Raw genomic sequence first — 18343 nt, 5'->3', positions numbered from 1 at the left:
CGGTGTTTTCGCGTCGTTGGGAAACAACGCAGACCGACACGGGACGCTAAACGGCGGTTCTTTTGCGACCACGGGGACCGTGGTTCGGTGGGGGTGGGGGGGGACCCCCCCAGACCCGCATGCTCAGCCCCCGTCTGTCATCGTCACCTGACCGCCGCTGATCGAGTAGCGCGCATTGGCTTTGCGGGGGCCATACGTGTAGGCGCTGGTGTTGGATCCGGTGCCCGGCTCCGGACTGACGAAGGGGTTGTTCCAGACCGCCTGCGCGCACGGGATCGAACCGCAGTCGGCGACCGACTTGTAGTACTCGACGAAGCCGACACCACTCGGCTTGAGGTAGCCGGACGTGGCGGGGACCGTCCAACTCCCGGTCGTCGTCCAGGTGTTGGCAAGTCGCGTCGACGACGTAGCCGGTTCAGGTGTCGGTGCCGGTTCTGATGATCTCCAGCTGGTACCAGCGGCCCGTCACGTAGGGATAGGTGACGCGCAACTGGTGCCCGCGCCGCCGTCCGCGCCCGTACGGCAGTTGGGGTGCGTCGTGGACGTACCGGAGCCGAAGACGCTGAAGACCGCGACTCCGCTGTTCGCGCGGGGCTGGAGGCCGATGTAGCCGACCTGGCCCGATTCAGCCGAGCTTGACGATGATCTTCTGTGTGACTCCCGCGGTCGTGCTGAGGTCCCCGAAGATGAGCTTCAGGGAGGAGCCGGTCGTCGCCGACGTGACGGTGGACGGCTGGGAGGTCACCGACGAGACCGCCCGGTTCCAGGTGAGGGTCAGGCTCGTCTGCATCCGCATCGGATCGCTGACGCAGATCACCGCGGTGCCGTCGCTCTTCTCGCTGATCATCACGCAGCACGGATTGCTCGCGGTGAGATTTCCGACCGTGCCGCCGAACCAGAAGCTGACTCCCGTGAAGCCGAGCGACGGGACGCTGACCCCCTGCTGGTTGTCGGTGTTGGCGAGGACCGTCAGCCAGCTCGTGGCGGCGGCCCGCGTCTGCGTCTGGGCGGCGGTCGCCCCCGGCATGAGTAGATAGGCGTACGCCGCGCCCGTCGGGTCCGTGCCGTGATCGACGTACATCGTCAGGTACTTGCGGTTCAGGACCGTGGTCGCACCCCCCTTGTTGATGTCGCTCCACTTGCCGTCACGGGCGTCGCGCAGCGCCTTGACGGTGGCGCCGCCGGGGAAGACATAGCCGCCGTGGCCGCCGATGTGCGCCCACTTCGCGCCGGTGAGCGTCTCCGACCAGGGGTAGGTGGCGGGCTTGACGGTGCCGTCCACGGTGAAGGGCGCGCTGCCGGTGGGCCCGAGATTGCGGTTCTCGACCGTCGATTCCACGGCCGTGCCGTCCGTGCACTTGATCCCGGCGCCGAGACAGACGATCGAGTCGTCCAGACAGAACCACGACTTCTTCGCCATCAGGGTGCTCTGCAGGCCCTTGAGGTACTGGCCGATCGCGGCCCGCTGCCCGTCGGTCGCGCCGCCCACCCAGTTCACGTCCGGCAAGGACGCGCCCCAGTCACCGCCGGCCGCGTCCGCGAGCACCTTGCGGGAGGCCGTGATACCGGGAAGCCGGTACGGGTCGACGGTGGGCCAGAAGGCGTCGCTGTACTGCCCGTTGCCGAAGGTGTCGCCCCACCAGTAGAGCATTCCGGAACCGGTGTGCCAGCCGTGCAGGTTCTCGCCGTTGCCTGTCTCGTAGTACGTGATCCGCCGGTCGGCCATGCTGATCGAGGTGGCCCAGCCGGGGCGGCGGTGGGTGGCCCGCGACATGTTGGTGAACAGCCGGTGCCCGGTCGGCTCGGCGATCGCCGAGACCGTGGTGTCGTCCTGAACTCCCTTGAGCCGCACCAGACTTGTGAGACCCAGCGAAGGATTGCTCATCGGCGGGCTGTAGTAGTCGCGCTGCATCCAGCCCTTCACCAGACCGCGCCAGCGCGCGTTCTCCGCGCTGCTCGCCCCCTGCCCGAGCAGCACGATCGAGGCGAGGATCGGATGGCCGCGCAGATGGTCGTCCTGCTGGATCTGCTTGGCATCGGACGCGGACAGACCCCGGCTGACCGCCCGCCCGGACACGCCGTCCATGACGAGACCGTTGTAGAGGAACGGCGCCCAGGCGTTCTCCACCGCGTCGAAGACGATCTGCCGGTTGGAGTCGGTGACTTCCCAGGTGGACCCGGCGAGCAGGGCGAAGAGCATCCCGAGCCCGCCCAGCATCACCGAACCGTACGAACCCGTGTAGGGGACGGTGGTGTGCTGGATGAACGAGCCGTCGGTGTACAGCCCGTCCCCGCCGCTCACGTACGGGAAGACGGGCGAGAGCGCGTCCCGGGCCAGCGCGATCTTCGCGGAGCTCGCGCCCACGACACCGCGCAGCGCCAACACCCGGCACAGATCGACCCTGTTGGCGCCCGTGCTCGTTCCGCTGTAGGCGGCGACCGCGGAGTCCGGTACGAAGTGGTCGACCGCTTTGAGGTAGTTCGCGATCTGGGTGGCCGACAGCTGGTCGTACATCAGCACGCATATGTCGAGCAGTGCCTGCGGTGCGCCGATCTGCCAGCTGTACCAGTTGCCGTAGCGGGCCTGGTTCTCGTTGTAGACCTCCGTGTAGAGGTGATCGAGGCCGCTGAGGATGTCGTCCCTGAGACCGGTGTCGCCGGTCAGGCCGGTGCCCTGCTGGGAGTAGGCCTGGGCGAGGGTGTTCAGCCGGGTGTAGCTGGTGTTCATGTTGCCCGAGTAGCCGTACGACTCCTGGTCGGTGTCGGGCTCCGGATCGGCGTACACCAGGTCCGGCCACAGCGAGCCGGACACGGGCGCCATTGTGGACCGCAACTGGCTCGCGGTGGTGCCCAGTTCGGTGAGCCGGGTCTTGAAGGGCTCGGCGGTGGGGCTGAAACCCTCACCGAGGATCAGGGCGCGCCATATGGCGCGCAGAGCCGCGAACTCGTCCGCGGCGTCGGTGGTCTCGGTGATCTCGGTGGAGGTGAGGGGGGCGGCATCGGCGGTGGTGTGCACCCCGAGCGCGAGCGCGGTGCCGCTGCTTGCGGCGAGGAAGCCTCGGCGTGACCAACGAGTCGTCATGACGGCGGTTTCTAGCACGGTGACGCTCAAACGCTCAACTAATCTTGCTGAATTGAGCATATCGATCGTTCGGTGAGGTCCGGCGCTCCGCTGAACTCCCGGGCCCCGGCCCCCGTATCACTTCACGGGGATGGCGGGAGACCGCCCGGAAGGAGAGCAGTGTGTCGATACCGCCCGGACTCGGGCAGCCCCCGAGGCGCCCGGCGCTCGAACCCACCCACGTCCAGCGGCGCCGCCGCTCGGAGGCGCTGGCGGAGCTGGTGAGGCAGGTGCGGGAGGACGAGGGGGGATCCGATCCGGACGAGGGGTATGAGTCGGTCGCGGTTCCCGCGACGGCGACGAGGCTTCTGCCGCCCGCGGAGGAGGACGAGACGCAGGAGCTGCCGCCTGTTCCGGCCGGGCGCGGTCCCGGACTGCGGCGCGCCGCGGTCGCCGTCGCGGTGACGGCGGCCGCGCTGGTCGGCTTCGCCCTCGCGCTCCTGCTGCCCGGCGGCGACCACGACGACGTATCACAGCCGGGGACCCGTCCCCCTTCGACGCCCGCCATCCGGGCCCCCGCCCAGGCGGCCGACCCGGACGGCGCGGGCACCCTGAGGGAGGGAGACAGCGGCGCCGAGGTGAGGCAGCTCCAGGAACGGCTCCTTCGCATCCCGAACGTGTACGACAACGGCACCACGAACGGCACCTACGACGCCGCACTCACCGCCGCCGTGGCGCGCTTCCAGCTCTGGTACGGCATCCGGGGCGACGAGAACGGCGTCTACGGCAACGACACCCGGGCCGCCCTGGAATCCCGTACGACGCTCTGACGCTCTAGGGTCGCGTACGTGATTCCCCGTCCGTGTCGGAGCTGTGGGTGAACTCCCGTACCACTCGGGCAAGTTGTAGCGGCTGGTCCAGGGGGACGAGGGTGTAGCTGTCCGCGATCTCGACCAGGCGTCCGTGCGGGAGGAGTCCGGCGAGGCGGCGGCCGTGCTCGGGCGGCATCACTCGGTCCTCGCCGGCCCAGACCACGAGGGCCGGCCATTTGAACTCGGGCAGGTGCTCGGCCGCTGCCAGCAGAAGTGTCGTGTCGGCGCCTGCCGCTCGCAGCATGCGTACGGCATCGCGGCGGATCTCGGGCTGCTTCAGGACCGGCCCGATCCACCGCGCGGTGGCGGCGTCCCCTCGCTTGGTCAGCCACCCGAACGCGATCGGAAGCCGCCGGAGCATCCGGAGCCGCATCTGCTGCATGAACAGTCCGAACAATCGGGGCGAGAGCTTGCCGGTGAGCACGAGCGTTTTGCCCGTCAGGCCGGGCGGGAAGTTGTCGAAGGCGTCGCACGAGACGAGCACGACCCGTCCCACGCGCTCCGCGCCGTCGTTCATCAGCAACTGGACCAGCGCCCCGCCGGTGTCGTTGCCGACGAGGACGACGTCCCGCAGGTCGAGGCGGTCGAGGAATTCGGCGACCAGTCGGGCGACCCCCGGCAGCGACAGGTCGGCGTCGGCGCGCATCGCCCGGCGATGCGCGCCCAGCGGCAGTGTCGGTACGACGCACCGATGGTCGGCGGACAGGTCGGCGACCGGTCCGTCCCACAGCGAGGCGTCCATCATCAGGCCGTGCAGCAACACCAGCACGGGACCGTCGCCACCCGTGTCCTCGTACTCGATCGTCCCGGCGGACAGCTCGATCTCCCTCATGCGGGCCTCCTGTGAGTGTCTCCATAGAAGAGTGCGCCGGGGGCCGAAGTGTGACATCCCTTCAGAACAGCCGAGCGGGGACGGCATCGGCGAGGAGCTGGTAGCCGGCCGGGTTCAGGTGCAGATGGTCGCCGTCGTCGATCGTCGGCAGGAGCCGTGAGGGCTGTTGCGGATCACGGGCCGCCCGATCGAAGTCGACGACGCCGTCGAACCGGCCGCTGGTGCGAATCCACTGGTTGACCGACTGCCGGGCCGCCTCCCGGTACCCGTCCGCGTCGTCGTACAGGGCGTTGCCTCCGAAGGGCGTCAGCGTTGCCCCGTACACCCGGATGCCTTGCGCGTGCGCCCGGACGACGAACTGGTCGTAGGCCGCGATCAGGTCCGCCGTGACCTGCTTCTGGGTCGCCGGTGTGGGCTCGGCGGTGCCGATGTCGTTGATGCCTTCGAAGACGAGCAGCCACTGGACACCGCTCTGGGCCAGGACGTCACGGTCGAGGCGCGCCAATGCGTTGGGGCCCAGACCGTCGTTGAGTACCCGGTTGCCGCCCGCCGCCTGGTTGAGGATCGCGATGTCGGCCGTACTCCCGTGGGACTGCAACCGTTTGAGCAGCTGGTCCGGCCACCGGTTGTTCATGTTGGTCGTGGAGCCGCGGCCGTCGGTGAGCGAGTCGCCCAGCATGACGGCTGCCGCGGTGGCGGCCTCGGACCAGGTTTCGACACCGCTGAGGAAGTACCAGTGGTTGGTCGCGGTGGCTCCGGGCAGGTCCTCGTCCCCCACGTGGTTTCCGGCCTGCAGATAGGACGTGGTCCGGGAACCGGGGTGGGAGGTGATGTCGTTGGACGCCTGGCCCTCGGCCAGGTACGTCGTCACGGTGAGATTCGATCCCGGCTCAAGGTCGAAGTCCAAGGGATCGGAAACCATCTGCGCTCCCACCGGAACGACCACGGAGGACCGGCCGCCGAAGGTCACGGGCTGAGAACTTCCCGGCCGGATGCCGCTGACGCCCGCCTGTTCGCCCAGGGGGAGTGCCACAGAGACCGAGGTGATCGGCAGGGCGGCACCCCCGAACGCGTTCGAGAAGCGCAGTCGCAGGTGCGGTCCGCCGGTCGACACATGGACGGTCTGCCGCACCGTGGCGTCGGCGAGGACTCGATGGTCCTGTGTGAACGGCGCGGGCGGCATGTTGCCGGGCTCGGTGAGCTGCGGCATGGCGGCCCAGGTGGTCACCCAATGCGCCTTCGGGTGCGGCGAGTTCACGCTCTCGGCCGGGCGAGATGTATAGGCGGCGGTGACGGCGAGGGCCCCCGCAACCACCAGGCTCACGATCGACGATCTTCGATTCATGGATGGTGCGCCCTCCCTTTTCCGGGATTCCGGCCATGACGCTGAACCGGTCTAGTGGCGCACCGTAAGGCATGTCTGCTCAGCGGGAGGTGGGGACGGACGTGATCGGCCGAATATGAGCCCTCTGGCCAACGAGTTCGCGTACGAATGGGGAATCCGTCCTCCAGCTCCGGCTGTTGGGGGGTCGGACAGAGGCGGTCGGACTCGACTTCCGATCCACCGGACCCGTGTTGACGGTCGTCTACCGGCGGGGCATCACCAACTCCGGCGTGGCCTGCGCCGAACCTCCCCCGACCGTCCCCAGCACGGTCTCGCACGGAGGCAAAGGGACCAGTCGTCTCAGGTCGTCGCTGTGGTCCGATCGTCTCGGGCGTGGTCGCTGGGGGATTGTCGGCCGTCTCGTGCGGTGTCATGCGGTGTCATGCCGCGTCGTGGAAGACGAGGCCGAGGGTGTGACGGCGTCCGGAGCGGACGGTGCTCACGCCGTGTCGCATCGGTGCGGTCGACCAGCCGCGCCGGGAGGCCACGGGCCGGTCGCGGGTGGTGAAGACCAGCCCGTGCCCCTGCGGCAGGATCCTGGCCGATCCGCGCGACTGTGCGCGGGGACGCTGCTCGGTCATGATGAACTCGCCGCCGGTGAAGTCGACTCCGGGTGCGTCGAGGCCGATCACGACCTGGAGTGGGAAGAGCATCTCGCCGAACACGTCACGGTGCAGGGCGTTCCAGTCGCCGGGTCCGTAACGCAGCAGGATCTGCGCGGACCTGGCCTGCCCGGCCGCGTGGCACATCGCCACCCACTCCGCCAACGTGTCCGGCCATGGCGCGGGTTGGCCGAGCCTGGCCGCCCAGTCGCGGGCGACGGGCAGCAGGCGCGGATAGAACGCCTCGCGCAACTCCCGTACCACATCGGGGAGTTCATGGGTGAAGTAGCGGTACTGGCCGGAACCGAAGCGATGGCGGGCCATGTCGACGGTCGTACGGAAGTGGTCGCCGTCGTCGTACAGGGCGGCGATGTCGTGGCACTCGTCGGGGGTGAGCAGGAGGCCGGTGAGCGCGTTGCCGTGTTCGTCGAGCTCGTCGGCCAGCGTCTCCCAGTCACCGGCCGTGACGCGGTCGCCGATGGGGCCCGCGAGGCGCGTTGTGTCGATCATGAGGTCAGGCGGCCGGGAGCGCGTTTTCCAGGTCCAGGAGCTGCCGCTTGCGCTCCAGGCCGCCGGCGTAACCGGTGAGCGCGCCGCTCGCGCCGATCACCCGGTGGCAGGGGCGCACGACCAGTAGCGGGTTCGCGCCGATCGCCGTGCCCACGGCACGCACCGTGGCCCTCGACGCGCCGATCTCCGCGGCGATGTCGCCATAGCTGAGCGTGGTCCCGTACGGGATGGTTTCCAGGGCCTTCCACACCCGCTGCTGGAAGTCGCTTCCGCCGGTGACGTACTCGATGTCGAAGTGGGTCAGCGTGCCGTCGAAGTACGAGCGCAGCTGGTGGGTGATCTCGGCGAACGCGTCCGCGTCCTCGACCCAGCCGTCCCGGACGACGGCGCCGCGCTTCTGTCCGGGCATGGAGAGGGAGGTGAGCGCGGTGCCGCCCTTCGCGGTGGCCGACTCCTCGCCCACCAGCAGCAGCTCGCCCAGCGGGCTGTCGACCGTTGTGTAGACCGTCATCGGTCGTGTCCTTTCGCTACGTGTCAGGAGGTGTCAGCAGTGCTCCTTCATCAATCCTGCGGCCTGCCGACCACTCTCGCTGGCGGGATTCGGACACCGTGCTGCGGCCCGGCCCCGCGGATGAGCATGGCCGGCGGGGGTGCGACCGGCACCGTACATCCGCGGGGACGAGGATCACCGCTTCGTCAGCCGTACGGAGAGTCCCTCGGCCGTGTACACGGGCACCGCCCGGTACCCGTCCGCCTGCACGGTGATCCGGCCGAACTGGCCCCGCAGCGCAGGGGTGAGGATCACCGGAATCGTGGTGCCCGGAGCGGGCGGGCGGGTGGCGTCCAGCCGGAGGGAGAGCGCGCTGTCCCCGGCCAGCAGCACACGCCGGTCCACCGTCAGCGCGGGGATGTGCCCGTCGCGGAGCGTCACCTCCAAGGTCGCGCCGGACGCTTGCGTGTAGGCGCCGCGCACGCGCACGGCCGTGGCGGAGGACGTCGCCAGCGTGCCGCCCTGCACCCGGACGTCGCCGTGTCCCAGCGCGTCCGCGGAGCCGGCCGTCAGCACACCCTCCTCCAGCACTGTGCCGCCCGTGTGCCGATTGGCTCCCGTCAGGGTCAGCGAACCGCTGCCGCGCTTGACCAGGGCGCCACAGCCGGAGATGTCGTTGCGCCAGGTGTCGGCCGCGCTGAAGCCACCGTCGGCCGCGTTCATGGTGACGGACACGTCGGAGTCGAACGCGCCGTACCCGTCGGCGGCGGCGAAGAGGTTGAGGCGTCCCCACTGCTCGAAGCCGTCGAGCAGTACGTACCCGGACGGCAGGGCGGTCGTCCGGAGCACCTCGCGGCGCTGGGCCGCGTCGAGGTAGGGGAGCCGCGTCTCCAGCAGGACCTCGGCCCCCTTGGGCACGGTCATGCCCTCGGAGCGGCCGTGCCGGGTGAGGACGTACGTCAGGCGCGGAGTGAGCGCGCGGGCGTTGGCGGCCCGGTCGGCGTACGGGTCCGTGCCGGCGTCGGCCGAGTGCGCGTAGGCGTACAGCGTGTCCGCCGTCGCACCGGTCTGCTGCTGGAAGTACGCGGCCGCCTGGGCGCGCGCCGCGGCCTTGAGGTCCGCGTACTGCGGGTCGGCGAGCGTGGCCGCGGCCAGGGCGGTCGCCATGATCCGGCCGCCGAGGACGTCGACGGTGGAGTGCATGCCCGCCACGATCCGCGTGTGGCTGAGTTCGAAGGCGCGCGCCACCAGCTCCTGGAAGCGCTCGGGAACCGCGTACGCGTACGCCAGGGCCGCCAGATGGAAGGCGTTCGTGTGCCCGCTGGGGAAGCCGCCGTCGTCGGTCGGGGCTGTGCCGCGCTGCCACAGCAGCTGCGGGGCGACGACCACGTCGGAGTCGTACACGGGGAAGCCGAGCGCGTCCGTCGCGCCGGTGTCGACGACCTCGCTGTCCTCGTTCATGCGCCATGGACGCGGGTACTGGTAGGCGTACTTGGCCGGGTTGCCCGAGGCGAACGAGCCGCGCACCGTGTCGACCAGCTCGGCCACCTTGCCGAGCGCCGAGTCGTGGGCACCGGCGCCGAGCGCGGAACCGGCCGGGGCATCGGCGGGCACGGCGTCGTTGATCTTGCCGGAGGGAGTGCCGTCCGGCGCACTGGTGATGGACGTGACCGCCTTGGCGCCCGACGTGTAGAGGTCGGCCAGCGGACCCAGGCCCGCGATGATCGCGTAGCTCTGGTGCTGCCGGTCGTAGACGAACGCCTCCTTCGCCTGCGCGTCGGTGCGGGCAGCGGTGACGCGGGCGCAGTAGCGCATGTTGGCGCGCAGTACCTCGGGCAGCAGCGGCGTGCCGGTGTTCCAGGCACCGCCCGTCTTCCACACCTTGGCCATGCCGCCGAGGACGCGGACCACCGCGTTGGTCTCGGGCGTCAGGTTGGTCAGGACGTTGGTCGTGTAGTCGTCGACGAACGCGGCGGGGCCCGTGGCCGCCTTCGCGTCCGCGGCGGCGAGCCAGGTGACGACGGTCGGCGCGGCCAGCAGACCCGCTGACACGCCGAGGGAGTCCCTGAGGAACAGGCGCCTGTTGAGAGTGCGTTGACCGGCCGACATGGTGGAGCGGTGCCCGGCTGGTGACGGCATGAGTGTGCCTCTCTTGAGTTCTTCGGCCGTGCGGCCGGCGGGAGGTCGTTCGATCGACCGGACGCCTTGGGGCACTTGAGACGTGTCAGTCGCATGCGCCCTGCGGCGAGGATGTGTCGTACGAGCGAAGATCTACGGCCGAGTCATGTCGGGCTGGGTATGGCTCGGCGTCCGAGACATGTCATACGAGTGAACGGGCCAGCGCCACCGCCCCCTCGACCGGCGGCACCCGCAAGGGCCTCGGCCGTGCCCCCGGCACCGCCTCGGCCAGCGACGACGTGAAGGCGTCGTACAGCACGGGCTGCGCGAGAACGGTGCTGCCGGCCAGTACGACGTCGTCGACGGCTACCCCGCGCCCGGCGAGCCGCACGATGAGCGCGGCGAGGGACCGCCCGCCCTCGGCGATCACCCGGCGGGCGAGCGGTGAGCCCTCCTCTGCGGCCGCGAACACGACGGGTGCGTGTCGCCCCCACTCGGCGGAGACGTCCGTGGCGCTCTCCAACGCCGCCCCGAGCGAGGGCACTTCGCTCACTTCGAACGCGGCGATGAGTCCCCGTGCCAGTTCGTCCGGGGCCTCCCCGCGATCGTGTGCGGCCCAGACGGCACGCGCCGCCTCGCGGACGAGGCCGGCCGAGCCGCCCTCGTCGCCGAGCACCGCGCCCCAGCCGCCGACCTGAACGACGGTGCCGTCGGAGAGCCGCCCCACCGCCACCGAACCGGTACCGGCGACCAGGCCGACACCCTTGTCCAACCCCGCCGCGGGGACCAGCAGTTCGGCGTCGCCCACGACGAGCGCGGGCACACCGAGACGTGCCCGCAGCGCGGCGCGGATCTCCTCGCACTGGCGGGGCGTCTCGCAGGCGTGCCCGCCCACCGCGACGGCGGACGGACGCGCGCCGCGCGGCAGCGCGGCACGGACCAGCGCGGCCAGCCACGCGGCGGCGGCCACCGGATCGTGCGGCCGCCATCCACTGCTCGTACGGACGTGATCGGCGACGGGAGTCTGTCCCGCGCAACCACGGAGATGGGTTTTGGTGCCGCCCACGTCGATACCGACCACGAGGGGCGTGGAGTCCTGCACGGAGCCTCTTTCGTCGTTGCGCGGTACTGCGCGTGCGAAGCGAACGGTGGGCGAACCGTGTCTTGGGGACAAGCGGCGACAAGCGGTAGGGAAGCCCCGGGACGGGCTTCTGGTGAGTGCGGCAGGCGAGTACCGCGTGACTTCGTTAGGAAATTAACTAACGAAGTAGGGTGCGTCAAGAGGTACGGAATCCCGATGCCGTACAACCCTTGCGACCAGACCGCTGCGGCACGACCTGGGGGAGACCATGAACCTGAGCGAGAGTGCCCGCGCGGTGTTCGCCGTACTGGCGGGGGCGGGCACCGCCACCCGCCCCCAACTGGCGGCCGGTGCGGGCCTGTCCAAGCCGACCGTCTCCTCCGCCGTGGCCGAGCTCGAGGCCGCCGAGCTCGCCGCCTGCTCCGGCACCGCCTCCGGCGGTACTGGCCGTTCCGCCGCCGTCTACGGTCTCGGGTCGGCCGCCGGCGCCGTGCTCGCCATCGACCTCGGCCCCACCCACACTCAGGTGCGAGGCTGCGCCCTGGACGGCACTCTGCTCGCCCGGAGCACCGGCTCCCGGGTGGATGCCGCCGACGCCGTACGCAGGGCCCTTGGCGCGCTGCCGGTCGGCGCCCCGCTGCGCGCCATCGTCGTCGCCGTGGGGGACGTCACCGCACGGGACCAGGAGGGCACCGGTATGCGCCCCGCGACTGCCAAGGCCGGCCCCGCCTTCGACGCCATGGCCGTCGCGCTGCCGCCAGGTGTTCCCGTCCATCTCGAGAACAACGTCAACTGCGCCGCGCTCGCCGAGCTGCACGAGGGCGCCGCCCGCGGCCGCCACACTTTCGGCTATCTGCGGATCGGCGTCGGCATCGGCCTCGGCATCGTCATCGGCGGCCAGGTGCTGCGCGGAGCGAACGGCGCTGCCGGAGAGGTGGCCCGACTGCCCTACCCGTGGGACGAAGGCCGCGAACCGTGCCGCGAGGCCCTGGAGGAGCGCATCGGCGCGCGCTCCCTCCTGCGTCGGGCCGTGGAGGCTTGGCAGGACGCCGACGGCCCGTGCCCCCGCACCGCCGAGCGGCTCTTCGCCCTCGCCGAGGAGGGCCATCCCACGGCCCGCACCATGGTCGGCCGCCATGCGGCCGACGTGGGTCGGCTCGCCGCCGCCGTGGCCGCCGTGCTGGACCCGGGGCTGATCGTGTTGGGTGGTGGCACCGGAGCGGACCCGCAGCTCCTGCCCGGTGTGCGGGCCGAACTGGCCCGGCTGAGTTGGCCCACCGAGGTGGTCAGCAGCACGGTCGGCGACAGCGGCACCGTGGCGGGCGCGAGCCGTCTTGCGGTGGCCCGTGGAATTCAAACCGTGACCGGTGCTCTGCGGGTGAAGCATTGACGGGTTACCCGTAGGTCTGCCAATGTCCGGACAAGCGCTTTCCATGGCCGGTGGGACCCGGCTCTGGGTGAGGCGTCCCGCTGTACGCGACGTACGGCAGCCGTGCGAGGGCGTGCTCGTGCGACGGCGGCTCTCAGTGGCCGGGGATCCCCACCCGTCAATGCGACGCGGCCGGGCGAGGCCGCGCGTCGGAAGGCATACCCCAGGGAAGAGAACCCGAGCCGCTCGAACGGCCGGGAGATCCGTCACGCACATCCAGGAGGACCCGGTGGGTCACGAGATCTCGCGCAGAACCCTGTTCCGTACGGCGAGCGGCATAGCCGCCGCGGCCGCGATCGGCGGCTCGCTGAGCGCCTGCGGCGGAGGCACGGGCGCAGGCAGCACCAGCGGCAAGCTGACCATGATGTGGTGGGGCAGCGACGACCGGCACAATGCCTACAAGAAGGCGCTCGCGACCTTCCAGAAGAGCAACTCGAAGATCAAGATCGAGGAGCGCTACCAGGGTTACGACGGCTTCTTCGACAAGTTCAACACCCAGGTCGCCGGCGGCAGCGCCCCCGACCTGCTGCAGATGGACACCGCGCTGGTCGCCCAGTACGCCCGCAAGGGTGTCATCGCCCCGCTCGACGAGTACGTCGGCAAGTCGCTCGACCTGACCGGTTTCTCCAAGACGCTGCTCGCGGCCGGAACCGTCGACGGCAAGCTGTACGGGGTGCCGTCCGGCATCGGCACCAACCAGCTCACCGTCAACCGCAGCGGCCTGGAGAAGCTGGGCCTGACCTTCCCGGATCCCGAGTGGACCTGGGCCGACCTGAAGAAGATCGCCCTCGACGTCCGGAAGAAGAGCGGCGGCAAGATCTACGGCGTCGACGACGGCGGTGGCGGCACCCTCAACGCCTTCGAGATCTTCGCCCGCGAGCACGGCCAGAACCTGTTCTCGACGGACGGCAAGAAGCTCGGCTTCACCTCGGAGACCCTCCAGGAGTGGTGGGAGTACTGGGCGGAGATGCGCAAGGACAAGGCCTCCCCGCCGGCCGCCATCACCTCCGCCGCGCACAACGACCTCACCAAGAACGGTGTGGTCATCGGCAAGAGCCTGTTCACCTTCGACATCGGTGTCTACGGCGCGGGCGGCTCGATCACCGACGCCACCCTGGACTTCCTGCCCACCCCGCAGGGCGACTGGTCCGGCGCCCGCGAGGGCAACTTCCTCAACGGCGGCGTGCTGCTGAGCGCCACCAAGGCCAGCAAGAAGATCGCCGACTCTGTGAAGATCATGTCCTTCTTCGCCCAGGACAAGACGGCGATCAAGGACATGCAGCTGCAGCGCGGCATCCCGCCGACGGAGAAGGCCCGCTCCCTCATCTCCGGGGACCTGTCCGACACGGACAAGAGGAACATGGCGAACGCCGACTACATCTCCAAGCGGGTCGCCAAGGCCAGCAACGCGCTGGCCGCTCCCGCGGCCCCGCCCGCGGCCGCCACCCAGGTCTGGGACCTGCTGTTCCAGTCCAACCTGGCCATCGCCTTCGGCAAGAAGACGATGAAGGCGCAGCTCAGCGAGTTCTTCGACCAGGCGCAGAGCGCCCTGGCCGGGTAGGACGCGCGGTACATCCGAAGACCGGGAAAGGGCCAGGGAGATGAGTGTGACCACCGCCAAGACCGACGAGGTCGTGAAGGAGCCGCCGATTCGGGCGACCCCGTCCGACCAGCGGGAGCGTGAACGCATGCGCCGCCGCGCCGCGAGACGGCGCGGCGGAGGGTGGTGGGCGTTTCTCTTCCTGGCCCCCTGGTTCGTCGGCCTGTTCGGCCTGACGATCTACCCGATGCTCGACTCGCTGTACCTGTCCTTCACCAACTTCGACCTGCTGACGCCCGCCCAGTGGGTCGGCACACAGAACTACGAGCACATGTTCACCGACGACCCGGTCTTCTGGGATTCGGTGCATGCCACGCTCCTGTACGTCGTGGTCTCCGTGCCGCTGAAGCTGGCGCTCGCGCTCGGCGTCGCGATGCTGCTCAACCGCGACCTGAAGGGCATAGGCTTCTACCGGGCCGCCTTCTACCTGCCGTCGCTGCTGGGCGGAGCGGTGGCCATTGCCATCGTCTGGCGGCAGGTCTTCGGCGGAGACGGTCTGTTCAACGACTTCCTGGGCTGGTTCGGCATCAAGGGCCAAGACTGGATCTCCAGCCCCGACACCGCGATCTACACCCTGATCCTGCTGGCCGTCTGGCAGTTCGGCACCCCGATGGTCATCTTCCTCGCCGGCCTGAAGCAGCTGCCGAAGGACGTGTACGAGGCGGCCGCGATCGACGGCGCGGGGCCCGTCACCCGCTTCTTCAAGATCACCCTGCCGCTGCTGACCCCGATCGTCTTCTTCAACGTCGTCCTGCAGATCATCGACGCGTTCAAGACCTTCACGCCCGCCTTCGTCATCAGCAACGGCACCGGCGGACCGCTCAACTCGACCATGCTGTACTCGCTCTACCTGTACAAGAAGGGCTTCACCGACCTGCAGATGGGGTACGCCTCGGCGCTGGCCTGGGTGCTGTTCCTGGTCATCGCCGGCTTCACGGCGGTCAACTTCATCGCCAGCCGCTACTGGGTCCACTACGACGACTGAGCGTCGGTGAGGAGTTAAGTACCCCATGTCCGCCATCACCCCGGCCCGATCCCCGAAGTCGCCGTTTCAGCAGCTGCGTTCGGCCACCGGACCCCGCCGTATCTTCATCCACACCCTGCTCATCGGCGTGGCGATCGTCATGCTGTACCCGCTGATGTGGATGCTCAGCAGCTCGGTCAAGCCCGACACCGAGATCTTCACCCACCCCGGGCTCATCCCGAACGCGTTGCGCCCGGAAAACTACTCCGAGGGCTGGAGTGGCTCCGGCAACTCCTTCTCCCTCTACATCACCAACTCGCTGATCGTCACGATCGGCGCGGTGATCGGCAACGTGATCTCCTGCTCGCTCGCGGCCTACGCCTTCGCGCGCTTCGAGTTCCGCGGCAAGAAGATCTGGTTCGGCCTGATGCTCGGCACGCTCATGCTGCCCACGCAGGCCGTCCTGATCCCGCAGTACACGATCTTCTACAACCTGACCTGGATCAACACCTACCTGCCGCTGATCGTGCCGAAGTTCCTGGCCACGGACGCGTTCTTCATCTTCCTGATGGTCCAGTTCATCCGCTCCATCCCGCGCGAGCTCGACCACGCGGCCATGGTGGACGGCGCCAACCCCCTGCAGATCTACTGGAAGATCATCCTGCCGCTGATGAAGCCGGCCCTGATCACCACAACGATCTTCACGTTCATCTGGACGTACGACGACTTCCTCCACCAGCTCGTCTACCTCCAGCAGAACGACAAGTTCACCGTCCCGCTCGGCCTGACCCTGTTTCTGGACCAGACCAGCGGCTCCTCCTACGGCGCGATGTTCGCCATGTCGACACTTGCCCTCCTGCCCACGCTCATCTGCTTCCTCATCTTCCAGAAGAGGCTGGTAGAAGGCCTGGCGACCTCCGGCATGAAGGGCTGACATCCGGTGCATCTTCCCCACCAGCGCGGCCCGTTGCACGACCTTCCGGACGACCCGGCCGCGTACGACGCCGTCCTCACCGCCGTCACGGAGGAGGCGCTGGCCCGCCTCACCCCGGAGGGCAACCTCGAACACCCCGCCGCCGTCGACGACATCGGCGACACCTCGCTCGGCATCACCTCGCTGCTGGCCCTCGCCTGGCAGCGCACGAAGGACCCGCGCCTGCCGGAGGCCGTGCGCCGCAGCCTCGCCTTCCACCTGCGGGAGCGGGTGTTCACCGAGGACAACCCCGGGTATCCGAACCTCCGCAGCCGCAACTGCTTTGAGCCGTACGCCCGTTACGTACTGGAAGCGGGCGCGCACCCCATCGGCGACTGGCCGAGCACGGTGTGGGCGCTGCTCCAGGCGGTCAATGTCCTTGAGGTGGCGGACGGCCTCGTCGACGACGAACAGCGCGCCGAACTCGTGGAGGTGGCGCACGGATACTGGCGCTGGCTCACCGAGGTGACCTTCTTCAACCCGCAGGAGGCGGGCAATCAGGCCATCGGCTGTGTCGTCGGCGGACTGATGCTGGCCCGCCATCTCCCTGCGCCGGAGGGGGAGGCGGTCCGCTCGCGCGCGATCGGCGTGTACGTCGACGAGATCCGCGCCCGTCGCGTACGGGACCGGGGCGCGCTCCTGCCTCCTGAGCACGGCGGCGCGTACGACAACAACTACGGCCCGATCTCGCTCTCCTTCCTCGCCCAGGCCCATCGGGTCAGCGGCGAGGAGATCTTCGCCGCCGACGGTGACGCGCTCGCGCGTTACATCGACGCGCGCCTGACCGCCAGCGGTTACGACAACGGCGGCCCCCGCTACAGCGAACAGCACTCCGGCTTCGAGTCCGTACTCGGCCTGCGCTACTTCGGCGACCGCATCGGCGCCGATCTCGGCCGCTACCGGGGAGACACCCGCTGGGGCAGGCACGCGGTCAACCGGGACGGCCGGATCGACGGCCACTTCGCCTTCATGCTGGTCTGGCAGATCCAGGACACCACACCCTGGCACCGGACGCCGTCGAAGGACGCCGCGCGCCATCAACTCCGCGCAGGCACGGTCTCGGTGGCCTTCGACGACCGGATGACCCCTTCGCTGGTCGAGGCTACGGGCACGTACTACCTGCCCGCCGCGGTGAACCGCCAGCACGGCTTCGGCCCGGTGGCCGACGGCTTCCTGCTCTGCCGCCCCATGGGCGTGATCCGCGTACGCGACCTCCGCACCGACACGCTGACGGCCAAGCTCGTCACCAAGCCGGTCGTCGGCCGCGACCACGTCCTGCGCCACACCCGGTCCCTGTACGTCACGGACGGCACGAGCCTGTGGGTGACGGTCGCCGTGGAACGGCTCGACGGCGCGCCGTACCTGCTCGCCGGGATGCCGTATGCCACGGACGACGGCGACCGGGTGCGCAGGACCGCGGAGGCCGACGTGACGTCCGCGGGTGCCCTGCGGCTGACGCACCCGCAGACCGCGGGAGTCGACCACTTCGACGCCCGCTCGGAGGCGACCCAGGAGCAGGCGGCCTTCGCCCTGGCGGCCGATCCGCGCGGCTACGGCAACCCGGACGAGGGCTGGCGTCACCTGGTCTCGTCCACGGCTCTCGAAGCGGATCCGGCTCGCGGTGCCCCGGCGGACCTGCACGTCTTCGCCGTGCGCTATGGCCCCGCTGGTCCCTTCACGCCCACATGGGAAAACGCACCGGCGGGCCTGACGATCCGCACCGAGGCGTTCACCGCGCTGATCGGGGACCCCGCGGGCGATGCGCGAGGGGAACCCGAGCTGGACCTGCACCCCCGGTGACCGCCGCACCGACGACCAGGTCGGCGCGGTCCCGCGTCGCGGCGACCAGGTCGGCGTTGCGCTGATCCGTGCCGAGCACCCATGCCACCGCCGTGTCGTGGTCCTTGCCGAACTCCTCGTGCCGGGAAACGAGACGCCGTACGCGTTCGGCCTCGTCGAGCTCGCAGAACCAGACCTCGTCCAGCTGCGACCGCACCCGGGCCCAGGAACCGTCCCGAAGGAGGAGGTAGTTGCCCTCGGTGATGACCAGGCGGGCGGTGCGCGGCACGGGGACGGCGCCCGCGAGCGGCTGTTCGAGGGTCCGCTCGAAGCCGGGCGCGTAGACGAGATCCTCCTCGTCCTCCCGCAGCCGGCGCAGCAGCGCCGCGTAACCCGCCGCGTCGAACGTGTCGGGAGCCCCCTTGCGGTCGCGGCGCCCGAGGCGCGCCAACTCGACGTCCGCGAGATGGAATCCGTCCATGGGCACGTGCGCGACCCAGCCGGGCCCGTCCCCGTTCAGCCGCCGGACCAGGTGCTCGGCGAGTGTCGTTTTGCCCGCCCCGGGGCTGCCGGCGATGCCCAGGAGGGCCCGGTGCCCCGGACGGACGAGTGACGCCGCCCGCTCCAGAAGGTCGTCGAAGGCCATGT

Annotated in this window: 15 protein-coding genes; 7 read left to right on the top strand and 8 right to left on the bottom strand. The window is 69.8% G+C overall.

The window, feature by feature from the left end:
* Positions 1–346: 346 nt before the first annotated feature.
* Positions 347–610: a hypothetical protein gene (locus tag ACZ4WS_RS29925; RefSeq protein WP_467985295.1), complete on the top strand. Its 264-nt coding sequence runs from the start codon at positions 347–349 to the stop codon at positions 608–610.
* A 15-nt stretch (positions 611–625) separates the two neighbouring features.
* On the opposite strand, the gene ACZ4WS_RS29920 is transcribed toward ACZ4WS_RS29925, so the two are convergent.
* Positions 626–3082: a polysaccharide lyase 8 family protein gene (locus ACZ4WS_RS29920; RefSeq protein ID WP_467985293.1), complete on the bottom strand. Its 2457-nt coding sequence runs from the start codon at positions 3080–3082 to the stop codon at positions 626–628.
* A 161-nt stretch (positions 3083–3243) separates the two neighbouring features.
* Between ACZ4WS_RS29920 and ACZ4WS_RS29915 the strand changes: the two genes are divergently transcribed.
* Complete coding sequence (locus ACZ4WS_RS29915; RefSeq protein WP_467985290.1) at positions 3244–3891, top strand: peptidoglycan-binding domain-containing protein; 648 nt, start codon at positions 3244–3246, stop codon at positions 3889–3891.
* Positions 3892–3895: 4 nt separating this feature from the next.
* On the opposite strand, the gene ACZ4WS_RS29910 is transcribed toward ACZ4WS_RS29915, so the two are convergent.
* From ACZ4WS_RS29910 to ACZ4WS_RS29885, 6 genes are all read right to left on the bottom strand, one after another.
* Positions 3896–4765 (bottom strand): alpha/beta fold hydrolase, encoded by an 870-nt coding sequence (locus ACZ4WS_RS29910; protein ID WP_467985289.1) that lies wholly within the window; start codon positions 4763–4765, stop codon positions 3896–3898.
* A gap of 61 nt (positions 4766–4826) precedes the next feature.
* Positions 4827–6110, bottom strand: coding sequence for an SGNH/GDSL hydrolase family protein (locus tag ACZ4WS_RS29905; protein ID WP_467985287.1), 1284 nt, complete (start codon positions 6108–6110; stop codon positions 4827–4829).
* 419 nt (positions 6111–6529) lie between these two features.
* Positions 6530–7261 (bottom strand): 2OG-Fe(II) oxygenase, encoded by a 732-nt coding sequence (locus tag ACZ4WS_RS29900; protein ID WP_467985285.1) that lies wholly within the window; start codon positions 7259–7261, stop codon positions 6530–6532.
* A 4-nt stretch (positions 7262–7265) separates the two neighbouring features.
* The gene (locus ACZ4WS_RS29895; protein ID WP_467985283.1) at positions 7266–7772 is read right to left on the bottom strand and encodes a methylated-DNA--[protein]-cysteine S-methyltransferase; all 507 of its coding nucleotides are present in this window, start codon (positions 7770–7772) and stop codon (positions 7266–7268) included.
* Positions 7773–7946: 174 nt separating this feature from the next.
* Positions 7947–9890: a phosphatase PAP2 family protein gene (locus tag ACZ4WS_RS29890; RefSeq protein WP_467985281.1), complete on the bottom strand. Its 1944-nt coding sequence runs from the start codon at positions 9888–9890 to the stop codon at positions 7947–7949.
* A gap of 181 nt (positions 9891–10071) precedes the next feature.
* Positions 10072–10971: an N-acetylglucosamine kinase gene (locus ACZ4WS_RS29885; protein WP_467985279.1), complete on the bottom strand. Its 900-nt coding sequence runs from the start codon at positions 10969–10971 to the stop codon at positions 10072–10074.
* Positions 10972–11218: 247 nt separating this feature from the next.
* On the opposite strand from ACZ4WS_RS29885, the gene ACZ4WS_RS29880 reads away from it, so the two are divergent.
* The 5 genes from ACZ4WS_RS29880 (at position 11219) to ACZ4WS_RS29860 (ending at position 17716) form a co-directional block, all read left to right on the top strand.
* Positions 11219–12340: an ROK family protein gene (locus tag ACZ4WS_RS29880; RefSeq protein WP_467985277.1), complete on the top strand. Its 1122-nt coding sequence runs from the start codon at positions 11219–11221 to the stop codon at positions 12338–12340.
* 268 nt (positions 12341–12608) lie between these two features.
* The gene (locus ACZ4WS_RS29875) at positions 12609–13940 is read left to right on the top strand and encodes an ABC transporter substrate-binding protein (protein ID WP_467985275.1); all 1332 of its coding nucleotides are present in this window, start codon (positions 12609–12611) and stop codon (positions 13938–13940) included.
* Positions 13941–13986: 46 nt separating this feature from the next.
* Positions 13987–14964, top strand: a complete 978-nt coding sequence (locus tag ACZ4WS_RS29870) for a carbohydrate ABC transporter permease (RefSeq protein WP_467985458.1) — start codon at positions 13987–13989, stop codon at positions 14962–14964.
* Between the two features lie 25 nt (positions 14965–14989).
* Positions 14990–15877, top strand: coding sequence for a carbohydrate ABC transporter permease (locus tag ACZ4WS_RS29865; protein WP_467985273.1), 888 nt, complete (start codon positions 14990–14992; stop codon positions 15875–15877).
* A gap of 6 nt (positions 15878–15883) precedes the next feature.
* Entirely contained in the window at positions 15884–17716 is a 1833-nt protein-coding gene (locus ACZ4WS_RS29860; RefSeq protein WP_467985271.1) for a hypothetical protein, read from the top strand.
* Here the strand turns inward: ACZ4WS_RS29860 and ACZ4WS_RS29855 are convergent.
* Complete coding sequence (locus tag ACZ4WS_RS29855) at positions 17646–18341, bottom strand: nucleoside/nucleotide kinase family protein (protein WP_467985456.1); 696 nt, start codon at positions 18339–18341, stop codon at positions 17646–17648. The two genes, ACZ4WS_RS29860 and ACZ4WS_RS29855, sit on opposite strands and share 71 nt — an antisense overlap.
* Between the last annotated feature and the right edge of the window lie 2 nt (positions 18342–18343).

Source organism: Streptomyces sp. NPDC029292 (assembly GCF_055569295.1).
This window is presented reverse-complemented; position numbering and strand designations above follow the sequence as displayed.